The 23,684-nt window shown below is 45.9% G+C and carries 14 protein-coding genes and 1 other RNA gene; 11 read left to right on the top strand and 4 right to left on the bottom strand.

The genetic code is table 11. The features are described from left to right. Nucleotides 1–17 precede the first annotated feature (17 nt). From ACXAD8_RS19620 to ACXAD8_RS19585, 8 genes are all read left to right on the top strand, one after another. On the top strand, nucleotides 18–1,754 hold the full coding sequence (locus ACXAD8_RS19620) for a DEAD/DEAH box helicase (protein ID WP_475231668.1): 1,737 nt from the start codon (nucleotides 18–20) through the stop codon (nucleotides 1,752–1,754). A gap of 82 nt (nucleotides 1,755–1,836) precedes the next feature. Then, on the top strand, nucleotides 1,837–2,874 hold the full coding sequence (locus ACXAD8_RS19615; protein WP_475231667.1) for an IS110 family RNA-guided transposase: 1,038 nt from the start codon (nucleotides 1,837–1,839) through the stop codon (nucleotides 2,872–2,874). Between the two features lie 372 nt (nucleotides 2,875–3,246). After that, complete coding sequence (gene cysG, locus ACXAD8_RS19610) at nucleotides 3,247–4,659, top strand: siroheme synthase CysG (protein WP_475231665.1); 1,413 nt, start codon at nucleotides 3,247–3,249, stop codon at nucleotides 4,657–4,659. Nucleotides 4,660–4,725: 66 nt separating this feature from the next. Further along, nucleotides 4,726–5,742 (top strand): GGDEF domain-containing protein, encoded by a 1,017-nt coding sequence (locus tag ACXAD8_RS19605; protein WP_475231664.1) that lies wholly within the window; start codon nucleotides 4,726–4,728, stop codon nucleotides 5,740–5,742. Nucleotides 5,743–5,793: 51 nt separating this feature from the next. After that, nucleotides 5,794–6,741, top strand: a complete 948-nt coding sequence (locus ACXAD8_RS19600) for an ABC transporter ATP-binding protein (protein ID WP_475231662.1) — start codon at nucleotides 5,794–5,796, stop codon at nucleotides 6,739–6,741. Beyond that, complete coding sequence (locus ACXAD8_RS19595) at nucleotides 6,734–7,909, top strand: ABC transporter permease (RefSeq protein WP_475231661.1); 1,176 nt, start codon at nucleotides 6,734–6,736, stop codon at nucleotides 7,907–7,909. Before ACXAD8_RS19600 ends, ACXAD8_RS19595 begins: the two co-directional genes overlap by 8 nt. A 53-nt stretch (nucleotides 7,910–7,962) precedes the next feature. After that, the gene (locus ACXAD8_RS19590; RefSeq protein ID WP_475231660.1) at nucleotides 7,963–8,541 is read left to right on the top strand and encodes a paraquat-inducible protein A; all 579 of its coding nucleotides are present in this window, start codon (nucleotides 7,963–7,965) and stop codon (nucleotides 8,539–8,541) included. A 68-nt stretch (nucleotides 8,542–8,609) separates the two neighbouring features. Further along, nucleotides 8,610–10,679 (top strand): ATP-binding protein, encoded by a 2,070-nt coding sequence (locus ACXAD8_RS19585; RefSeq protein ID WP_475231658.1) that lies wholly within the window; start codon nucleotides 8,610–8,612, stop codon nucleotides 10,677–10,679. 43 nt (nucleotides 10,680–10,722) lie between these two features. Here ACXAD8_RS19585 and ACXAD8_RS19580 read toward each other — a convergent pair whose 3' ends face one another. Next, entirely contained in the window at nucleotides 10,723–11,214 is a 492-nt protein-coding gene (locus ACXAD8_RS19580; protein ID WP_475231656.1) for an SLATT domain-containing protein, read from the bottom strand. A 285-nt stretch (nucleotides 11,215–11,499) separates the two neighbouring features. Between ACXAD8_RS19580 and ACXAD8_RS19575 the strand changes: the two genes are divergently transcribed. Continuing rightward, nucleotides 11,500–12,117, top strand: coding sequence for a hypothetical protein (locus ACXAD8_RS19575; RefSeq protein ID WP_475231654.1), 618 nt, complete (start codon nucleotides 11,500–11,502; stop codon nucleotides 12,115–12,117). Between the two features lie 182 nt (nucleotides 12,118–12,299). On the opposite strand, the gene ACXAD8_RS19570 is transcribed toward ACXAD8_RS19575, so the two are convergent. Further along, nucleotides 12,300–19,025, bottom strand: coding sequence for an outer membrane protein assembly factor BamB family protein (locus ACXAD8_RS19570; RefSeq protein WP_475231652.1), 6,726 nt, complete (start codon nucleotides 19,023–19,025; stop codon nucleotides 12,300–12,302). Nucleotides 19,026–19,382: 357 nt separating this feature from the next. On the opposite strand from ACXAD8_RS19570, the gene ACXAD8_RS19565 reads away from it, so the two are divergent. Continuing rightward, nucleotides 19,383–20,417, top strand: coding sequence for an IS4 family transposase (locus ACXAD8_RS19565; RefSeq protein ID WP_475231650.1), 1,035 nt, complete (start codon nucleotides 19,383–19,385; stop codon nucleotides 20,415–20,417). A 464-nt stretch (nucleotides 20,418–20,881) separates the two neighbouring features. Here ACXAD8_RS19565 and rnpB read toward each other — a convergent pair. After that, nucleotides 20,882–21,223, bottom strand: an RNA gene (gene rnpB, locus ACXAD8_RS19560) — RNase P RNA component class A. A 124-nt stretch (nucleotides 21,224–21,347) separates the two neighbouring features. On the opposite strand from rnpB, the gene ACXAD8_RS19555 reads away from it, so the two are divergent. Then, nucleotides 21,348–22,832, top strand: a complete 1,485-nt coding sequence (locus tag ACXAD8_RS19555) for a hypothetical protein (protein WP_475231648.1) — start codon at nucleotides 21,348–21,350, stop codon at nucleotides 22,830–22,832. Here the strand turns inward: ACXAD8_RS19555 and rsmI are convergent. After that, nucleotides 22,829–23,671 carry a 16S rRNA (cytidine(1402)-2'-O)-methyltransferase gene (gene rsmI, locus ACXAD8_RS19550; RefSeq protein ID WP_475231647.1) on the bottom strand — a complete coding sequence of 281 codons (843 nt, stop codon included), beginning with the start codon at nucleotides 23,669–23,671 and terminating at the stop codon, nucleotides 22,829–22,831. The genes ACXAD8_RS19555 and rsmI overlap by 4 nt on opposite strands. Between the last annotated feature and the right edge of the window lie 13 nt (nucleotides 23,672–23,684).

Genomic DNA, 23,684 nt, shown 5'->3' with positions numbered 1-23,684 from the left:
TACCGGAAATTCTTTACATGACATCCAATACCATCAAGTTCAGTGATCTTAATTTACCCCAGCAAGTGCTGGATGCACTGGATAAAATCGGCTATGAGACCCCCTCACCAATTCAGGCGGAAGCCATTCCGTTACTCAGCGAAGGCCATGACCTGATTGGTCAGGCACAAACCGGAACAGGTAAAACCGCCGCCTTTGCATTGCCCATGTTGGCAAAAGTGAACCCTGAAATTAATCAACCGCAGCTTATTGTACTGGCACCAACCAGAGAATTGGCGATTCAGGTTGCTGAAGCATTTCAGGCTTACGCGGCATTTAGTGACCGCATTCGCATATTACCTATTTATGGTGGCTCATCCTACGACCACCAGCTGCGCCAATTAAAGCGTGGCGTACAAATTGTGGTAGGTACACCTGGCCGTGTAATCGACCATATTAAACGCAAAACCTTAAGATTAGACAATGTCAGCATGTTAGTGCTGGACGAAGCCGACGAAATGCTGCGCATGGGCTTTATAGACGATGTTGAGTGGGTACTGGAGCAGGTACCAGCTGATCGCCAGACAGCGTTATTCTCGGCCACCATGCCACCGCAAATCCGCAAGATTGCCGACAAGTTTTTAGATGATCCTAAAACCGTTAAAATCGCCGCTAAGACCAGTACTGCGGAAAAGATTCGCCAGCGTTTTTGCAAGGTGTCTCCCAACAATAAACTGGAAGCCCTGACCCGTGTTTTAGAAGTGGAAGAATTTGACGGTGTGATTATTTTTGTGCGCACCAAAACAGCCACCACAGAGCTGGCCGATAAACTGGCGGCCCGCGGTTATGACGTTGAACCACTGAACGGTGACATCCAACAGAAGTCTCGTGAGCGTACCGTTGAGCGTCTGAAACAAGGTCAAATTGATATACTGGTTGCTACCGATGTTGTTGCCCGTGGTTTAGACGTGGATCGAGTAAGCCACGTAATCAACTACGACATTCCATACGACACGGAAAGTTATGTTCACCGTATCGGACGTACTGGTCGTGCCGGACGTGAAGGTGAGGCAATCTTGTTCATTTCGCCTCGCGAAATGCGCATGCTTAAAGCCATTGAGAAGGCCACCAGACAATCCATTGCACCACTGCCGATCCCAAATGTCAGTGAGTTGAACGAATCTCGCCTGAGCCGTTTCAAAACCAGAGTATTTGAAGCCCTGGACGCCGAAGACCTGGAAAACTGGTCAGAAGTAATTGCCCAAATTCAGCAGGAAGCTGAAGCCAGCCCAGAAGCCCTGTTAGCCGCATTTGCGAGTCTGGCTCAGGGTGGCGAGCAAATCTTCTTGTCAGAGGATGACGTGCCAGAGATTAACCTGCCGGATCGCGGTGCCAGAGATAATCGTCGAGATCGTGGTGAACGCGGTGGTAATCGCGAACGTGGTGAGCGTGGTGGTCGTGAACGCGGTCGTAACAAACGCGACAGCAAACCAGACGAAAATATGCAGCGTTACAAGATCATGGTAGGTCGCAAACACGATGTTCGCCCTGGCAGCATTGTCGGCGCAATTGCCAATGAGGCGGGTCTGGACAGTGAGTTTATCGGTGCAATTAACATTTACGATAATTTTAGTACCGTTGACTTACCCAAAGGTATGCCTAACGAAGTGCGCGGTATATTGAAGAAAACTCGTGTTGCCGGACAAAAACTGGATTTGACCGAGTGGCAAGATCGCCCTGAAAAAAAATCTCGTCCACGCAATAACAGAGACTAAACCGTAGAGATAATTGGACTCCCCCGACCCAATAAGTCGGGTAATATTTAAGTTCCCACACAAAAATATTCAGGAGTCCAATATGCATAATATTAGCGCAGGCGTCGATTTAGCCAAAGAAGAAATTCAGGTCTGTACCTGCAAAAAGAATAAGGTGCAGAGTAACGAAGCTATGTCACCAGAGGCTTTTAGACACTGGCTCACAACGTCTAAGCCCATGACCATCGTGTTTGAAGCATGTGGCACCTCCAATTACTGGAAACAAGAAGCTATACGGCTGGGGCATGACGCACGAATTATTTCAGCTAAACTGGTTGCCAATGTAAGGCAAAATCAAAAAACTGATAAGAATGATGCGCTGGCTATCTTGCAGGCTGCTCAAATTGTTGATGTGTCATTCATTAACGGTAAGTCTAAACAACAACAGGAACTTCAGTCCCTGGTCAGACTAAAAGAGCTGGCTTCCAGGCACAAAGTCGCCATGCAGAATCAGCTCACGGCTCTATTGTTGGAATTCAATATCCGCGTATCTCCCGGTCAGGGAGGACTTAAAGGTGTCATTGATGAGGTACTGGAAGATGCTGAGAATGAATTTAGCTCTTCCTTTCGTAAAGCCCTGGAAACAGGATGGCAGCAATTACAGCTAAGTATTGAATCTGTTGAGCAATATGAGATATGCATTGAGAAAGCGGTCCAGCAGGAAGAAGGATGTAAAAGGCTGTTGGCTCTGGAAGGTGTTGGCCCACTCAATGCCATAAACTTATATAATGCTCTGGGTTGTGGTGAAATGGGGCAATTTAAAACTGGCCGTGACGCAGCCGCTTGTATCGGGCTTACACCTATTCAGCACTCTTCCGGAGGAAAAATTAAGCTCGGTACGATAGGGAAATATGTTAAGAACAAGTCGGTCAGAAGTTCGCTTATCACAGGTGCCATGTCTGCCATCAATCAGATGCTCCGACGCAAAGCGCAAACGAAGAAAGAACTGTGGGTACAAGAGTTGGTCGCGCGAAGAGGAAAGAAATGTGCGGCTGTGGCACTGGCCAACAAAACGATCAGAACGGCCTTTTCCATGCTCGCAAACCACACCGAATACAAAGCAGAATTATTGCCACTTTAACGGCAAGAGAAATTTAAGTTACGCAACATCAAAAATGCAAAATTAAAGATGAAAATCACCTCGTTAGTCAGCAACACGCAAAGTGCTTAAAGCCCGCTTTAGAGATTTGACAACGAGTTCGCGAAAATATCAGTGAGCCTGAGGTAGCTTCTCAATTAGAGCTCGTACATAAGCAAGCATTAATTCTTTGATAAATCTTTTTGATGTTGACAAGGGGGAGTCCACATAAGCGTGTTGATCTATTCGCTACAATTTTGCGGCAAAGGTCAACATGCCATAATAACCATTGATTATATCTATAACCAATTAATGATTTATTGGTTATAGATAAATCTGGCAAACTGACTTCAGTTCAATATCAGGTTTTCTGTCATGCGTTATTTTCCTTTGTTTTTCGATACCCAAGACATCCAGGTTTTGGTGGTGGGTGCTGGCGAAGTTGCAGCCCGAAAAATAGAGTTATTGCTTAAAACCGAAGCCACTATTAGGGTAGTGGCGCCAGATGTCTCCCCCACCGTTGCTTTACTCGCCCAAAAGGGCAAAATCGCACTACAGCAAAACCGCTACGAAGCCCACCATTTAGACGGCGCACAACTGGTCTTTATCGCCACCAATGACGAAGCGCTTAACGCCGATATTCAGCAACAAGCCAAGTCCAGAAATATCATTGTCAATGTAGTGGATAACCCGCCTCTGTGTGATTTTATTACCCCTTCAATTGTGGACAGAGGCAATATCACTATTGCCATGAGCAGTGGTGGTGTCGCGCCGGTGCTGTTGCGTTATTTGCGTCAGAAACTGGAAGCGATTATTCCGCAAAACATTCGTTATCTGGGTGATTTCGCAGAAAAGTTTCGTGAGACAGTCAAATCTAAATTACCCACCGTCACCCAGCGACGCTATTTTTGGGAATGGTTCTTCGACAGCGATGTTGCTGAAGGAGTATTGCAGGGGAACCTGAACGAGGCTGAAACTCCGTTTTTACAAAAGCTGGAGCAAGCCGCCCAAGATGACACCTTTACTCAGGGGCAGGTCTATTTAATTGGTGCCGGTCCTGGCGATCCGGAACTGCTGACTTTCAGAGCATTGCGCCTGATGCAAAAAGCCGACGTGGTGATTTTTGATCGCCTGGTATCGCCACAAATAATGGATCTAGTGCGCCGCGACGCGGAAAAAATCTATGTGGGCAAAGAAAAAAGCAATCACACTATTCCTCAAGAGCAGATCAGTGCCATGTTGGTGGAAAAAGCCAAAGAAGGCCATCGTGTGGTGCGCTTAAAAGGCGGCGATCCCTTTATCTTTGGCCGTGGTGGCGAAGAGCTGGAAACTCTGGTGGAAGCCGGTGTCGATTTTCAGGTGGTTCCAGGCATCACCGCTGCTAATGGCGCTGCCAGCTATGCAGGTATTCCGTTAACTCACCGTGATCACGCGCAATCAGTGGTGTTTGCTACAGGCCATTTAAAAGACAACACCATAAACCTGAATTGGTCGGGTCTGGCGCAACCCAATCAAACTATCGTGTTTTACATGGGACTCAACGGCCTGAGTGTCATTACCGAAAAACTCCAGGAACACGGCTTATCAGGCGATACACCTATTGCTTTAGTTCAGCAAGCTACCCTGGAAAGCCAAAAGGTGGTTACCGGCACCCTGGCCAACATTTTAGACAACCCAGATGTGGCCACATTAAAGCCGCCCACGCTGATAATCGTGGGCTCTGTAGTGTCACTACAACAGCAATTTGACTGGTTTAATCCCGCAACAATTGCAGAAAAAAGCCTTTGAACCTTGCGTTAAGCCGGATTGGAAGAAATAATCTAGGGATTACACTGATCCGGCTGAATAACAAGTATGTCTGCAGACGACCTGGAAAATTCCTTCAAAATTCTCAAGCAAACCGTGCCACTGCTGATCAAGCACAAGATATCTGCTGAGCCAACTAACTACGCCATCTGGTACACCTACGCCAGTAATCAATCCCCTGAACTGAATCAGGCAGTCGATTCTGCTATTGATAATTACAAGTCCATTTCCGAGGCGCGGGCATTAGATATGTACCGTGCCCATGTGGCCGACAAGCAGGAAGTCAGCGCCTGGCAACTGCGCCAAAGTATTGATGCCATGATCACCGAATTCAGCCAGACGGTAAAAGACACTCGCCACGAAACCAATGATTTTCGCGATGCCATGGACAAAAGCCTGGATGGCCTGAAAAAAGTAGAAAGCGAAGGCTTTTCGGTAGAGGAAACCATGGCCATGGTGCGCAATCTGGTTAAAGAAGGCCAAAAGATCCGTAACAGCACCCTCACCTTCAGCGCCGCCATGGCCAATGCTGAAAAAGAGATCAGTGACCTAAAAGAAAAACTGGAAGTCAGCAAAAAAGAAGCGTTAGTTGATGCCTTGACCGGACTTAATAACCGCCGTTATTTCGATTCAGAGTTTGCCGCCGCCGTGGCCAATAAAGAAGCCTCTCTGATTTTGCTGGATGTCGACCATTTTAAAAAGTTTAACGATACCCACGGTCACCAGATGGGTGACCTGGTGCTAAAAGCGGTTGCAAAAAAGTTAAAATCATCCTGCCGCGATGGCGCAGAAGCCTACCGTTTTGGAGGCGAAGAATTTGCTATCATACTGCCTATAAGCAATCAGGGGCGCGCCTGTCACCTGGCAGAAACCATGCGCCGCGCCATTGAAAAGATCCAGGTTAAGCAAAAATCTACCGGTAAAGTGGTGGGTGATATTACCGCGTCATTCGGGGTTGCGGTCTTTGAAGGGAATCAATCGGCTGGTAAACTCATCGAAAAAGCCGATAAATTACTTTACGAAGCCAAGCGACTTGGACGCAACCGGGTTATGCCAATCAGCTAGGAGTCAGTCCAACAGGCCAGTAACGGATTTCCGCTAAAAAGGAATTTGTATATGCATATAGAAGTTAGCAAGCTAAGCAAGCGCTATAAAACTCTGCAAGCCGTCAACGAGCTTAGCTTTACCGTTAACAGCGGCGAGATATTCGCAATTTTAGGCCCCAATGGCGCGGGCAAATCCTCCACCATTCGCATGTTGGTAGGCCTTACCACTAAAGACAGTGGCGAAATAATATTCAAACAACACAATAATCCATTTTCGCGTCTGCAGAGCGAGCAGTTTGGTTATCTGCCGGAAGAGCGCGGCCTTTATCAGGACGTATCAGTGCACAAAATACTGCACTATGTCGCGGCGTTAAAAGGCATGCGCAAGGCTGATGCCGAACAACAAATTCAACAGTGGCTGACAGAGTTTGAGTTAGACGACCGGCAAAAAGAACCGTTAAAGTCATTATCCAAAGGCAACCAACAAAAAATTCAATTGCTGAGCAGCATTATCCATCGCCCGGAGTTGGTTATTTTAGACGAACCCTTCTCCGGATTAGATCCGATGAACCAGGAAAAAGTCATCAGCTTTCTGAAAACTCTGCAACAACAAGGGACGACGGTGTTACTCAGCGCCCATCAGATGTCGTTAGTGGAAAAGCTGGCTGATCGGTTGCTATTGATGGCTAATGGCAAATCAGTGCTGTATGGCGACATGCAGACCATTCGCTCCGAGTCCACACTGGGCAGCGAATTGTTACTAGAGCTTGAGACGATGCCTGAACAGGCACAGTTGGATGCACTGCAAAAGGCCAATAAAGATGTGCACTCATTGACCGTCAAAAACAGCAACAGTCTGCACTTACAATTGCTATCTAGCTGCCAAATTCCAAATCTATTGCAAGCACTTATGGCCAGCTTGCCAATCAGTAATTTACAGCTGCAACAACCCGGCCTGCACGAAATATATCTGCACGCGCTAAGTGGTAATACGACAGGGAGTCAACCTCATGAATAAAGTCTGGATAGTTGCCCGCTGGGAATTCCTGAAAAATCTCAAACTAAAACAAGAACTCATTGGCTATTTGCTGATGCTGGCGATTTATGGCGCCTTGTTCGCCGTACAATACTGGCAACAACAGGCGCAACAGGAAAAAGTATCGCTGGCGGTCGGCAGTTCGGTAAAGGTCCAACTTAGTGAGCGCTTTCAAACTACACCAATACCTGAACTTGCCGATATTCAGGCCTATCAGGCTCAGATGCAGCAAAACAATTATGCGGGTATTTTGTTGTTTGATGAAGACACTGGGCAATATCAATTGATGATCCCCAACGAAGTCAGTTGGCGGGCAACAATGGAGGCGGAATTAGAGGATTTTGAACGGCAACTACTACTGACGGCACTGAATATTTCAGATGCAGAATTGGAAAAACTACAGCAGCCGTTAGACATCAACATCATTAATAATGCCGAACAGGATGTCGGTCAGGATGCCAGAATACTCAGCGGTGTTGTGGCAATTCTCACCGCTATTGCCGTATTTAACAGCTTTGCCCTGAGTATGACTTCAGTAACCCAGGAAAAACAACACAGGGTTACTGAGCAATTACTGACTTGTGTTAACTTCCAGCAGTGGATAGATGGCAAAGCACTGGGCTTGTGTTTATCCAGTCTTAAAAGTTTGCTTTCCACCTTGCTCATAATGGGTCTGGTTTACAGCGCCATTATGCTGTTTTCCTCCAATGAACAAATCGATCTTAACCTGGCTGGCTCACCAATTGGATTAATGGTGTTATTTTGCGTTGCCGGGATCATCTTCTGGAACTATGTATTTGTGGGCTTCTCCGCCACCATTGACGATCCTAATCACTCGGGTAAAACCGGATTAATGTTCTTGCCCATGTTACCTGTAATGCTGGTCTTTATGGTGTTGGATGATCCCGCCGGTGAAGTGGCCTCAATTTTGTCTATGGTGCCATTAACCGCGATTTCCTTTATGCCAATGCGCCTGTCTTCTATGGAAGTGTCACTATGGCAGATAATGACTTCATTAGGCTTTATGATTGTGGGGATCTGGGCAGTACGTCTGTATGCCAGCCGCATTTTCCGCGCCAATATTACCCTGTTTGGCAAAGAGCCAACCTGGTATCAAATGTGGAAAAATATGCGTGATAAAACCCTATAGTTCGAGGCAAATTCCTCTGCATCTTCAGTTCAATTAACCAGAGACCCTTTATTGTGTTACGACAAAACCTGGGCACCGCCCTCAACCTTCTGGCGCTTGGCTTATTTATCCCAGGCATCCTGCTGCCCATGTTCTCCCTGGATATGGAGTTGTTAGCCAATCTTGGCAATTCAGCCTTAACAGCGTCGTTAGTGGACAAAGAACTTTCGATTTTGGGCACAGTCAACGAGTTATGGCAGGATAAACGCTATCTGGTGGCCTTCCTGATCTTGTTTTTTTCTGTTGTTATCCCTGTAATCAAAACACTATTGGTACTGATTGCACGCTTTTGCGCCTCCGACAGCACCAGACACAAGCTCGCCGAGTTTGTGTCTAGTATTGGCAAATGGTCCATGGCGGACGTTTTTGTTGTTGCCATATTTCTGGCGGTACTTTCCACAGACCACAGCAACACCAGCAGTAGTCAGGAAATTAACATGGGATTGTTTAAATTCAGTTTTGAGCTCAGTTCCCAGACATTATCCAATGTGGGTCCGGGGTTTTGGTATTTTACCGCATACTGCATAGTGGCACTGGCAGGCACAGTAATTTTTCAGAAAGGCATGAAGTCTAACCTTGCACAAGAAGACTAAATTGGCAGTTCGGATAGTTGTGCTATCTTTAAAAAAACCTAACTGCGGAAAAAACACCAGCCTTAACCATGGAAGCGTTATCCCTTACGGGCTTTAAAACCCGCTCTACCATTTCCCTGATCACCGTCCTGGTGGTATTGCTGGTGTCCTACAGCGTTCAGCAACACTTCATCGAACAACAAAAACAAGCAATATTAAAAGCAGAGCTGGCAAAGGAACTGAGTGAGCGAGCCCGCTCGCTGGAATTAACCCTGCTATCGTTGGTATCAGTTAATCAGCCGACAGCCAGACGCAGTCTCAAACGTCGGGCAGTGGAACATCTTTCCCGTATTACGGAAAACATGAATTATTTTCGTCATCTTGAAGTAGACACCGCCTCGCCGATAGGCTTACACCTTACAGATGAAGTATTTAACCAGATAGAACTTCTGATAGCCGTAACCCGAGAAGCCATAAAAGACGAAACAGAAAACGCAGAAGGGTTCATTGCCAGTAGCACCAACCGCAATTTAGCTAATGAACTAAGACAGCTGGCTGATACCTTGCAGGTAAGCCAAAAACGCCACCAGGAATTACAACTCACTACCTTACGGCAAACCCTGATCATCTCTGTCACTTTGATAATCACTGCACTGCTATTTGTCGTGGTGCCGGTTCTGCGGCGGGTTAAAAGCGACAAAGCAGCCATTGAACGGCAACGCACGCAAATCACCCGCATCAGGCACACCTTTGAGACCTTTACCGATCACTCGCAAAACGGTGTACTAAATTATGAAAAAGCCACCGGTAAGATAAATTTTGTTAATCAAAGCTTCGTCGATATGTTGCAATCCCAAAATAAACAGCAACTTATTGGGACGCAGGTGGATTCGGTATGCCTGGGCCATGATGATAGCAAGCAGAGCGAAATGTCAGGGAAAGTGTTGACCATGAATGGCTCAGAAATACCGGTCTTCTTTGACCGCTTTAGCTCACATCGCATAGAAGACGGTGCAGAGCTAGTCTGGCTCAATATCACAGATTTGCGCTCTATCATCGAAATCGAGCAACGTTCACAAAACGCGCAAAAGATGGAATCCATGGGAACCCTGGCCAGCGGTATCGCCCACGACTTCAATAATATTCTGGCCATTATTCGCGGCAGTTCAGAGTTATTAAAGCTCAGTGTGGAATTAAGTGACAATGCGCAAAAGTGTGTCAGTCACATCATCGAAGCAGGCGAAAGAGGGGCCAGTATGGTGCGCCAGATATTACAGTTTTCACGGGCAGATACTGAATATTTAAAAGTCATCGATATTGTGCAGAGCATTGGTCAAACCCTGGAACTATTAACTCCCGGTCTGAAAAAGAAATGCACGGTAAATTTCCATTGTCAGGCGCAAGGCAATATTTTGGCAGATGAATCTTCTGTGAGTCAGATATTGATCAACCTGGTGAAAAACGCCTCGCAGGCCGGTGCCACAGAAGTAGAATTAACCCTGGCCAGATCAGAGGAAGAATTTGTACTTACCGTAGCCGATAATGGCAGTGGCATTCCCGAAGAGGTGCAAAACAAACTGTTTGAACCCTTTTTTAGTACCAAAAAGAAAACCGAAGGCACCGGATTAGGCTTATCCGTGGTGCACGGCATCATTCAAAAACTCAAGGGCAGCATCAGTGTCCACAGTGAACTGCAAAAAGGCACGAGTTTTGAAATCCGACTGCCAGTTAGCCAATTAGAAGTCGAAGAAAGTGCCCCAGAACTCAGCACACAAACCAGCAGCGGCACTGAAAACGTGCTCTTGGTGGAAGATGAAGCCAGTTTGCGCAACATTTACAACACCTATCTGACAATGAAAGGCTACAATGTCACAAAAGCGTCCAATGGCCAGGAGGCGCTGGCGTTATTTCAACAAGCGAAAGACAAATTTAACGTTCTGGTCACGGATCACAATATGCCGGGCCTGTTGGGAACAGAAGTAATACTGGCGATTCGCCACCTCAGTAAAAATCCAATCCGCACCATCATGGTCACTGGCGACATCGAAGACGCAGCAAAGGAACTTAAAAATCAGGGATTGATAGATGAAATATTAACCAAGCCCATAGCTCTGAATAATCTGGATAGTGCTATAGAGTTAACAGAGCTAGACAGATGATATCGCGCCTCTCTGCACTCCTGTCAGGTATAAGGCTCCCCCTTTAGCTGTCGCACCCTCCGTGTTTCTTTAGAATTTTGTTTGGCAACTCCGGAGATTCTAGTGCCAACGAGTCTAATTGTTTCTTCACTTCGTGTAATGCAACTTTCGCTTTATCTTCTTGTGAGCCAATGAGCAGAGAAATTTCTTCGAGGGACCTTCTGACGTCACCATACTTAGCCCCTGCCAATTTATGTTTTTCAGATTTTTGGCTGAATTTCAAAAAAGTTTGAAGCCCCGCTAATATCGCGATAAACAAGCTAATGACACCAGACACACTTTTAACAGTGTCAGCACCCAGTTCTTCTACTACAGATGATGGAACCAAAACTTCTGCACTCCCTACGGTGGCCGACATCGCCACTACCGTAGCGCCCAGGTACAAAAACAATTTTTCATAGCTATTACCTGCATCGTAATGTGCAGACTGACTGACCATGGCTCGACTCTGCCACTTCGCCTTCAGCTTACTTAACTCAGATTCATCCGTATTCATTTGTCACCCTTATAGATTTGCTCATTAGCTTTCATCGCTGAACTAAGCGTTAATTGCGCTGTTAAACTTAAACAGGCAAAACTATTGCGAAATAAAACACTCATACAGCCACCTGAATTACAGCATTGTTGGCTGCATGTATCCAGTAACCATTAAAGTCAGTTACAAATCAGCAATAAATCAGAAAGTCTTCAGGAATAATAATCTCATTGAGTTTAGCTTCGACCCCACAGCCCGGTTTTCCGGGGCGAGAAAGCACCGAAGTAGAAACTCAAAGAGAATCCAATGAACAATATATTAAAGCTTATTAGCTGCTCACTTTTATTCTTATGCACTAGCGTCAAGGCTGCCAGTGATTTCAGTATAAATTCAACCAACCAATCGGCTTTACTGGATGGGAAGTGTGGTGGAGACGAGTGGGAGGCTGCAACAAAATTTGATTTGCCAGCAGGGGCATCACTTCATCTGATGCAAGATAACGACTATTTTTACTTATGTGCCAAGGGTAAGGCTGAAGACTACACCGTTTTAGACCTGTACATAAAGCACCCGCAAACAGAACGATTACACAAGTTTCATCTGTCTGCACAAATGGGAGAATCGATTTTCGATGGCAAGGACTGGAGCCCTTCAGCCAAATGGGACTTACAGGACTATGCTGGTTTTTGGGTACCCTATTTCGGACTAGAGGATCCTGATAACAGAAAAAACCCTAAATTTGCCAAAGGCACACACAGACAAATTCAAATAGCACGTCAAAAATTCGCGGGCGCTCCCTGGACCATGATGATTGGCGTTAGCGCGATTAAACAGGAAGGCGAAAATGTGACACTGTATTTCCCGGAACGGGCTCGGGAGCATGAAGTTAACAGTTGGGGAACATTTTCTTTTTCAGACCAGTGAAAACCAAAAAAAATGCAACTGAGGCGTTCCCCCTTTCGGTTGCGGTGGCTGTTGCTTTTAGAGATATAGGGTTTAAGCGTATTCTCCCTAAACCTCTTTAATCAAACAGCCACACTGCAAAGCTTGCGGGCATTCCATTGCCCGTCAGGTAATGCGCCTTAGTCTTAATTTGAGATGCACTGCTATTTCAGTTCGATAGCCGTCAGTGTCGAGCCGGATATGTATAACATTCCCTCTTTGCTCAGACTCAACGCACCGGCAGCTTCGTAACTCCATTCGATTTCTCTGCTATCCAAATTAATCCCATAGGTACGACTGCTATCCCCAACAAATAAATGTGTTTTAGTCACTATGATGTTAGAAGAGAAGTCATATGTGCCCAAGACCCAGTTATTTTCGCCATTATCCTCACTCATTGAATAAAGCGAACCATTGGCCAGCGCGTAAATAGTACCGTTGGCAACCGCCACATGTTCGCTAAATCCAGCTTTTGATTTTCTCCACTTCACAGACAGTGATTCAGTGTCGAATACAACCAAAGTGCCACTTTGGGTAGCTACCACGTTGTTCTGCGCAGTTAAAATTGTTGCAATGCCAACATCATAGCCCCCCCAGTCGAAGCCAGGGAAAGCAATAGAATTGATTAACTCTCCTGTTTCGCGGGCAAGAATATCCAGTCTTGTGGTGAAGGCATAAACATAATTCTCATCTACAGCAGGGGTAAATTCATCATATTGCGGTCCGCGGGCAAACCACAGTTGTGCCCCTGTCGTACCGTCAAACCCGTAAGTACCGCCATAATATCCGCCAGCCATATAGACGTTGCCGTCAAAAATGGTAGGAGCCAAATATCGGGACCACTGATTACCATAGCTTGATTCAAAATTAAGCGTGCCGGTTGCTGCGTCGACTGAGCGGATAAACGAATCAGAATGACCACCGGTTTGAAAGTAAACCTGACCATCTTGGTATGCCGGGGCATTCACGGAATGAATTCCATCATAGTCCAGTTGCCAGCTGATTTCGCCACTTTCAGCATCAAGGCCAGCAATACCATGTTCCCCAAAGTAACTGTCTGCAGAAACGAATACCATCGTTTCAGACGTGGCCACTGGCAATAGACTCCCCCAAGGTAATGTCGCTTGCCACTTTAACGCAAAATCATTGGCGTCAAGGATGTGTGGTGTGTAGCCAGTGTGGCGCTCATCGCCCTGGTTTGTTCCCCAGTTGATGGGCTCAGGGAAATTACTATTGTTAGTGGGGTCCGTATTACTGTAAAACTCTTCCAGGGCACTAAACAAATCTCCGTCGATATCCAGTGTGGCATTTTCAGGGTCCAATGGATCCATCGCAAATTCAATCTCCCAGGCATCGGGTAGCTGATCGGCATCAGTATCCACCAATATCGGTGAAGTCAGATAGGTCATCAATTCATCAAAATCACTCAGCGTATCTCCATCACTATCTGCCAAGTTGGGATCGGAGCCTACATCATGTTCTTGCAAATTAGTCAGCCCATCGCCATCAGCATCTAAATCCGAATCGACGGCATTCGCATCCAGTCCGTGGGTCACTTCATACAGGTCGTTCATACCGTCCATATCACTGTCTGCGGCTAAGGGGTTAGTTCCATAAGTGTTGAGCTCTTCTGTATCACTCAGCCCATCAGAATCACTGTCACGACTCAGTGGGTTGGTTCCCTGCTCATATTCCTCACCGTCGTTTAAACCATCGGCGTCACTGTCAGCAACTGTGGGCTCGGAACCAAAAGTATTGTATTCAAAACCGTCTTCGAGCCCGTCACCATCAGTGTCTGCATTGTTTTCTTCGGTACCCAGTTGATACTCTTGCAGTGCTGTTAAGCCATCATTGTCGGGATCCGACGCTGCGTCATCGGCATTATTCGCATCAAGACCAAAACCGCCTTCCCACCAATCAGGTAAACCGTCAGTGTCGCTGTCAATATCAGGTACAAAATCGATGAACTCTGCGTTCAAGGGAATTTGCGTAATAGATATTAACTCCGTCGAGGTTTGATAGACTTTGCCATACCAAGCCTCAGCGGCTCGAATCTCACCATTGACTCGTAGCGCAATATCATTGTAACTGGCATTATCGGGGTTAAATAAGCTTTTGATCTCATTACCAGTTTGGTCATATTGAGTTATTTCTGACGACCAGCTTGCTGCATAGATATACCCCAATGCATCGACTGCAATACTGCGAGATTCGTCTATAGAAATTGAATTGAGTAATTCGAGACTCTGTGGATTGTATTGATAGACTGTGCGGTCACCCAATGCGTACAGGTTTCCATCCAAGCCGACATTGAGATCAGTCAGGTCTGGACCATCGTGATAAGTCACACTATTGTCAGTTAAATCGAACAAGATGATGCCTTGTGTTTCGCTACCGCTAGTACTCATGTTGGTGACAAATACTTTGTTGCCAATCGCATCGATTCCCCCGTAACTACCGTTGTTCACCGTAGACCAGGCAGGAGCTTTAATATATTCCCAGCTATTTTCCTGTGGCGAATAGATACTCAAAACCGGTCGGAACGTCCCATTGAACACAGCGATCCGCCCATCGTCTAATACACTGATATCTCTGGCATCGCGATAACTGTCAAAGACCCCAGGCACAATCACTGTGCGCAATAGCTCCCCATGGTAGTCATAGATGTTCAAAGTGCCATCGCGTTGAGTAACAAAATTAGCCCCCATTTCAAACAGGTTGCGCATTGGCTTGGCAGTAACAGCATCAAGATACAGGCCACAAGAACTATCACTGCTTTCCACTTCTAACCTGATGCTCTGATAACCCATGGTGATCAGTGCCGAAATCTTATTCCAGGAAAGCTGTGCAATATAGCCGTAACTCAGTAATTCATCATCGATATACAAGTTGTAGGATTTGTCGTAGCTACTGTAGCAATCACTGTAAAGGTAAAAATCCACCTCAGTATTACCAAACAGGCCCTGCCACTCAATGGAGAAATTATTATGACTCAGCAAGCTGACATTGCCATGAAAAGCCTCGCTTTCGGTAAATGAGTAATCACCTTCAATTAGCCAGTCTTGTGGGGCTTCGTAGCCTTCAAATGAAAATAACTCATTACTGATAAAGTCTGGTATCGAACTAGCATCTTGCGGATCGGTTCCGGTGAGGTATTCATGGTAGTTGCTGACACCATCGTTATCACTATCCTGTGCAGCATCAGAGCTGTCATTACCATTGAGGCCGTTTTGCACTTCCCAGGCATCAGGTAACAGGTCCTGATCAGTATCAACTGATAGCGGGTTTAGTCCCCATTCCAGCACTTCCTGGCCGTCATTTAATCCGTCACCATCAGTATCAGCCAGGTTAGGATCGGTTAAAGCCGTGTACTCTTGCAGATTTGTTAAACCATCCAGGTCAGGATCGGCTCCAGCATCGTCAACATTGGCATCGTCCAATCCATAACTGGTCTCCCACCAATGGGGAATTCCATCCTGATCACCGTCAGCTTCGAGCGGTACATTTTGAATATCGAAGCTGCCGAGTTCCTCAGTCAATGTCACCAACAGACCATTGCTACTAAACAACGCCATGATTTTACTATCCATCTCTACAAATGAATAAGCTATGCTCAGATCCGGTGAATATATAGCCAGATACGATTTTCTTCCACCTGATGAATACAACCCTACCGCAATTTCATTAAGCCAGATAAAGTCTTGCAAAACAGCGGAATCCGTCAGACCCGTGGGCCTTGCTAGTGAGGCCACTACAGGATCACCATAATAATCTGCCACTGTGATGTTTTCACCGGTGACAATGCGGCTATCGTCTCCTGAAACACTCATAAATGATGTCGGGTTTGAGTTATATCTTCTGGAGTGAATTTCAGTCAGAGTGCCTGTGCTACTTAATAAAGCGCTATACAAATAATCAGAATAGCTGTTGGAAAACCAATAAAGACGATTGCTGTTGTAATTAAACTCATAATCGTTGGAATAATCACCGTTGGTATAGGTACTAACTACCTGGCCGTTTTCATCAAGTACCGCGTAATTGCGGTAATAGTTACCACTGCCATAAATCGCAATAGCCTGCTCACCGGCAACGAAAACCTGATGAACTTCATTTGCGAGTCTGCCAAAAACAATGGGAGTCCCAAGTCCATCAAGCGAATAGCGCAAAATATTACCGCTGTCATAGCCAACCAAAACTCCCAAATCACCACCCACAGCGACGGTGAGAGGCTGTCCATAAACATCATTGTTGGATAACAAAATAGGATTTAAATAAGTGCTGCTAGTTACTTCTCTTCGGTTGATACGACGATCTTCAGGCGATAACACATACAAAATGCCATCGTAGAGCTGCGAACTTTGCGCTTCTCCAAAAACCAGTCTTTGGTTCGGATCACAGTTTCCCTCTTCAGCGTGACTCTCTAGCCAACATGAGGACTCGATTGGAAAAACGTCCAGTTGCAACCCGGTTGTACTTTCCGCCTCAGAATATCCATCATTCCAGCTATCAGGAGCACCATCGTTATCCGTATCCACTGAAGCGGCAGCATCTTCAGGAAATGCGTCTGCCAGATTATCCACACCATCATTATCAATATCGTCATCAGCAATGTATTCGATATAGTTAATGGTGTTATTCATCTCTACTACTAATACTGCTTTTTCAGTCTGACTGACCACATCTAGCAGTTCACCAGAAAAGCGCGTTTGCTCTACTACAGCAAATTCATCATTAAAACGAGTCAGCAGGAAACTATTTCCTTGCTTCTGGAAAATTACCAGTCCACTCTCTGCAGTCCAGTACCCCTGGTGGAAAGCAAATCCGATACTGCCTTGATGCTCCAGAGTTTGAGCATCGTAGATATCGCCACTGCCCAACAAGACCTGATCATCATACGGAGAGACTATTATTGGCGGCGCAATAGAGAAATCGCCGTGATAAGGTGAATCATCATCAGCAGTAATGATCCCTGATGCCTGGTCGATATCTTCGTACATCAGGTCATTGGGCGATGACGTATCCCGAAAAAAGTAAACTCTTTCTAATGTATTATTCCAGGCATAGACCCGCGAGTAATGATTCCACTCTTTCCAGTCTGTTTGGTTACCGTTAACATCAAAAATGTAATGGCTTTCCCACGCACCGCTGTTATCTTGAGCCAGGATATAATTCCCAACTGCCGCCAGTCCATATACCGCCTCAGATGTGGACGAAAATTCATTTAAGGTCAACTCTGTTAAATCGATATAGGCGATACGACCGGTACTAAACCCAAGATAAAGTCGATTATGAACTTCCGAAACCGCCATCACATTTAAGTTTTCGTTATTATCAGACGCCATCGAAACCCGGGTAAATTGATTACTGTCGAGATTAAAACTAATGATGCTATCTAAGGCAGCAAGACTGAAAAACACCTGATTATTAGCATCATTTTCAACGCTAAGGTTCGATAACTCCAAAATCAGTGTTGCATAACAATGTTCGCCATCCCCCGCATTTTCACTAGCACAACCGGCATCTGTTGGGTAAAAATCTGAGTTGTCACCGGTGCCGTCCGAGTCAGTATCCTGTGTTTCAGTAGGGTCAGATGGGAAAGCATCACTATTATCACCAATGCCATCGCCGTCACTGTCGGTGGTTTCACCTGCATCATGCGGAAAGTCATCGGCGTTGTCCCCCGCTCCATCACCATCACTGTCAGTGGTCTCGTTTGGATCGTCAGGAAACGCATCCTCGTCATCAATTACCCCGTCGCCGTCGGAATCAACATTATCGGGGATCAGGGGATCGGTCCCCATAGCGATTTCTTCGCTATAAGAATAGCCATCACCATCAATATCAAAACGATAAAAAAGCAAATAGGGTTGCTGACTCAAGGGTATATCAGTCTCCCGCAAGCCAAATCTGACATTACTCACGCCATTGTCATGACCACTTCTGTTATCAACTCCAGAGCTATTGAGTATCAGCCAGGACAAGCTTTGCGGGCGCCTGATAGCAATATCATCTCGTCCATCACCATCGTAGTCTGCCACAACGGGGATCGCACTCTCAGTGTCACCGAATGATTTACGAGTAATGCCATCAGCAGAGCTACTTATCAGATCCACACCTGATGAATTTAGTACATACCACAAATTCTTAGATGGACGCCATACAGCCAGATCAGCTCTGCCATCGCCATCGTAGTCTGCCGGAACAGGCACATCTCCAGACTGTAAACCAAAGCGCTTACGACTGATTCCATCCCTGTTAGAAGTAATTAGGTCTTGTCCTGCAGAGTTAAGAATGTACCAAACCTGATTGCCGGGTCTCCTCACTGCGGGATCTGCGCGTCCATCTCCGTCATAGTCTGCTGGTACAGGAATGTCGGCAGAGTTCAATCCAAATTTGAGTCGGGTTACACCGTCACTGTGCCCCGTAATCAGGTCAACACCAGAAGAGTTGGCAATATACCAATAACCCGTTGACGGCCTGCGCACGGCAACATCAGTGATGCCATCACCGTCATAATCAGCCGGAACCGGGATGTCAAGGGGATGTCGCCCGAAGACACGGGTTTCGAGTTCACCTCCTGAGCTTTTGCGAATGATCCATTCATAGCTAGCAGGGCGGCGCACACCAATATCCCAAATACCATCGCCATCAAAATCGCCAACAATAGGTATATCGGAATGGTTAACACTCAAGCTATGGCGTTGAATGCCATCTCTTCGCTCAGAACCAAAATTGCTGCCGGATGAATTTAACAGGTAATGGAAACCATTTGATGACCTCATTACGCCAAGATCTGCGACGTTATCGCCATCAAAATCCTGTTGAACAGCAAAAACGGAGGTATTTATCAACAGCAGTGCAAAAGCACCAAGAAAGTCCCTTTTAAACATAGATGAACTCTAATAAATCAAATGAAAAAATCGCGCACACTTTATGCTAATTAATCCACTTTAGCAATTTCTCTGATACGCATATCAAGTGCATTTTCTAATGAATCTGTAGGTCGGGTTGCAACCCGACAACGATGGTGGAATTACAACTTGTGTCGGACTAAAGTCCGGACCTACAGAGCCTGTAGAATTAGAGTGCTGACCGATAAGCCGCTGCTCTTGTCATAGATAATTCCTGTAGGTCGGGTTTCAACCTTAAGGCTCCCCATAAATATTTGCATTAGACCTGGCAGGCGTCTCTCTGACCAGGTAATCTAATTTCGCCAAAAACCAACCACCAAATCCCAAAGAGACGCCATGCCACTAGTATCTGATTTAATTTCTTTTGATTCAATTTCTATCGATGTCAGAGTGCAAAAATCTTTTGCATTGGCCGTAAACGCAGTTCAGGAAGGTGCGGCTGTCAGTCTTACCGCTATCGGGCGAAAAGTGAGCCACTTCAGTGATACCAGTGAAAAACATGCTATCAAACGGATCGACCGACTCATCGGCTATGAAAAACTGGCCGATGCCCGAAACGGTTTCTATAAACAATTTTGCGGATATTTTGCCAATCAGAAAAACCCGCTGATACTGGTGGACTGGGCCCATATAGATAACAACACATGGTGCTTGCTCAGAGCCTCTGTCTCCTTTGATGGCAGGGCGTTCACTCTTTATGAGCAGATATATCCCGAAAGAAAAATGAACTCTCATGGTTGTCATATTGCTTTCCTGAATAAACTGAATCATTGTCTCCCGAAACAGTGTCAGCCCGTCATCTGCACAGATGCAGGGGTCAAGGTGCGCTGGTTCCGGGAAGTTGAAAAGCTGGGGTGGAACTGGATTGGGCGTATTCGCGGAACCGTTAAATGCAGCATTGATGACGGTGATACCTGGGAAACACCAAATGACTTGTATGAAAGAGCAACGGGGAAACCGCAGGCATTACCTGACATGTTGATATCTAAAGGTAAAAAATTCCGGAGCCGGGCGGTACTTTTCCATGACAAAAAGAAAGTCGCAAAAAAACGGAAACGGGCAAAAAGGCCAAACTGCGCCAGCTACAAACGATATGTTAAAGCCTATAAAGATCCATGGCTGCTTGCCAGTAATTTACCACCAAATGAATTTACAGAAATTGATATGGTCAATTTATACAAACGTCGTATAGCCATAGAAGAGTCTTTCAGAGACAGTAAGAACGAATATTATGGGTTGGGATTGCGCCGTTGCAAAAGCACAACAATCAAAAGGCTACAGGTCATTCTGCTGATATTATTAGTCGCGCAATGGGAACTATACATCATCGGTAGAGCCGCTGAGAATAGAGGGCTACAAAAGCATTATTAGGCCAATACAACAAGACGCAGACGTGTGCTGTCTTACTGTTATCTGGCCTGCAGAATAATTCAGAGTAATCAATATAGTTTTACTCAGGATGAGCTTCAGTCGGCTCTGTCAGAACTTGTGGCACTCACCCAGATTAAAGGGGAAACTTATGGGGATCCCTAAGGTTTCAACCCGACGGCTATGGTTGATTTTGAACCATTTGTCGGACTAAAGTCCGGACCTACAGACCTTGTAGAATTAAAGCACTGACCGATAAGCCGCCGCTCTTGTCATAGATAATTCGTCGTGGACAATCATTCATCCGATTGTCCAAAATAAGAAGCCCTGAAAAAATCAGGGCTTTCTGTTGTTGGGGAGCTGACCGGTAAGCCGCTGCTCTTGCCATAGATAATTCGTCGTGGACAATCATTCATCGGATTGTCTAGAGTAAAAAGCCTCGAAGATTCCTTCGAGGCTTCATGGTAATAGGGAGCTGACCGGTAAGCCGGGTTCTGTCGTGGACAATCATTCATCTAGGCCTGCAATTGCTCACAGGCTCAAGCAATCTACCCGGTTCCAACGCGGGTCGCGCCATAAGGAACCCTATTTGATTTTGCTCCGGATGGAGTTTACCTCGCCACAAACTGTTGCCAGTTGCGCGGTGCGCTCTTACCGCACCCTTTCACCCTTACCTCATTGCTGAGGCGGTCTTCTCTCTGCTGCACTTGTCGTCGGCTCACGCCGCCCAGAAGTTATCTGGCATCCTACCCTGTGGAGCCCGGACTTTCCTCCCCTTGCAAGCAAGCGGCGATTGTCTGGTCAGCTCGCCCGCTATTCTACGTGGTTCATGGAATTTCACAATACGAAATATTCAGGGTTTGTTTTGCGCTAGGTATAACAAAATGATAAAACTAATCTAAACTGAACTTAAAAAACCACTAACGAGAACAAATGAGCAAGGGTCCACAGGGTGACGCTTCCCACACCCGACTACTGAAAGATCTGCTGAAACGAATTTATAGCGTATCCCCGATCCGAGATTCTTTATTTGAAATGGCTGCGGAATACTTCGCGCAGGCTCCTGAAAATGAAAAACGCCTGGCATTCGCTAAATCTCAAATTGCCGATGTCGACGAATCCATCGACATGACTTCCGATGAAGAAAAGCTAAAAAAGCTCAACGCCAAAAAAGACACTCTGGAAATTGCCCATAAAGAGATAGAACGCGAGCTTGACGAAAAGCGACTAGCGCGTCTCGAAAAGGTGTTGAAGATAACCACGGATCTGATGTCTACCTTGCAGGGTAAAAACCTTGAAGATTTTAACAGTAATGTCGCCAGAGCGTTGGGAACATTGCAATTGTTGTCTCCCACTCAGGGACGGGATGTTGCCAAACAAAATCAAAAAACCAAGCACCTGTATAAAGCGATTCTATCAGTCCGGTTAGTACACCACTTATTGCATCAGGAAAAAATTAAGGATGATTACCTGAGTGCGAAGTTTCAGCAAAATATTGAGTATATGGCGCAAGCCGATGACCACTCAGAAGAATTATCGCCATATCGCACTGATGTGGAAATCCCGCTGATAATCGCCTGCTTATGCCAGGATATCGGTCAGGTGCACCCAGACGCAGAGCTGATTCTCAGAGGTGAAGACGGTGATTTAAATGAGTTTCGCATGCTGGACAAAGAAGAGCGAAACAACCTGCTCAAAATCAATTATACCCAATCCTTAAAGTTTGTTACACAAGGCTTGGGGATGCAAAAATACATAGGTAACAGCAAAGAAGAACGCGCCGCTTTCAATGAAAATGAAAAGCAAAAATTACTGTTTATCAGAAACCTTTTAAAAGGCGCGATTAATCCTGGCGATGGTATTGGCAACCTGTTAAAAGTCCCTCAGGTTTACTGTTCAGTAGTACTGTCAACTAAGGAAAACTACAGCTACGAATCCTTGCCCCGTGTTAACGCGGTTATGGAAAGAGGAGCGGAAGTCGGAGCTTACAATAAAGAAGTTAGTGACACTCTGATCGAGATCCTCGGGGCATTTCCGCAAGGATTTGGGGTGGCTTACATCCCCAAAGATTCCGACGGCTTCGATCTGGACAGATACGAATATGCCGTCGTTAACTCGTTATTTCCCAAACAAATAGATGTGCCTATTTGCCGTGTGGCTACGCGCGGACTTCAGTTCAACGCCTTTGCACTCAATCACGTCATAGGTAAAACCAATAATTTGTTTTACCCGGCGACGCGCAAAAAGCTGGAAAAAGTCAGCAAAGCCAAACTCATCGAGATATTGCGGGAGTTAAAATCTGATTTTAATGAAGGGGAAGACTCAGATCTTATTCCAAGATGCTGGCATCCTCAGGACTTTTTCTCCTTCACCCGGACCCAGAACCTGTGGAATAAGGTTAACTCAGTTAAAAACTAGTGGTCTTTCATGGCAAGGCTGAGTTTATACAAATCGTTCTTTTTAAGCTGATAATGCTCGGCAACAATCGCTGCGGCCTTTTTAGCGGGTAATTCTGCTAACAGGGCCTGCATTAATTGCACCGCTTCGCTGGGAATATCCCCTTCTTGTTTTTTATCAGGAGCTAGTAAGAGTACAAACTCACCCTTTTCTCGCTGCGGATCTTGCTCTAACCAGGCCACGGCTTGTTGAGCCGTGCCTTTAAAGAATTGTTCAAAACTCTTGGTTAACTCCTTTGCGACAACCACCTGCCTTTCGCTATCTAACAACGCTGCAATATGGCCTAAGGTATCTTTGATACGACGCGGGGCTTCGTAAAATATGGACGTACAACGGCTGCCCTGTATCGCTTTGAGGGCATTTTCTCTGGCTTGTTGTTTTACTGGTAAAAAGCCTAAAAACTGGAACGCGTCTGTGGGCAAACCGGACGCACACAATGCCGTTATCACGGCACTAGCTCCTGGAATGGGTGTCACCGTAAGACCCGCATCCCGGCAGGCGTTTACCAAAGGGTAACCGGGATCACTAATTAATGGCGTCCCGGCATCCGAGATTAGCGCAATATCCTGCCCTGCTTGCAATTGTTCGATAAACCAGGATTTTTTTTGCATTTCATTGTGCTCATGCAATGCAATCATGCGAGTATCAATGGCATAATGTTGCAAAAGCCGGGCACTATGTCGGGTATCTTCGGCAGCAATAATCGCGACATTTTGCAACACTTCAATTGCTCTATGGGTTATATCGTTTAAATTGCCAATGGGCGTTGCGACAATGTAAAGTTGTCCTGGTGTTGCCATGAAATTGCCTGTC

Source organism: Planctobacterium sp. AWH2_060 (assembly GCF_056158425.1).
The sequence above is the reverse complement of the archived record's forward strand: the minus strand, read 5'-3'. Positions and strand labels throughout refer to the sequence as shown.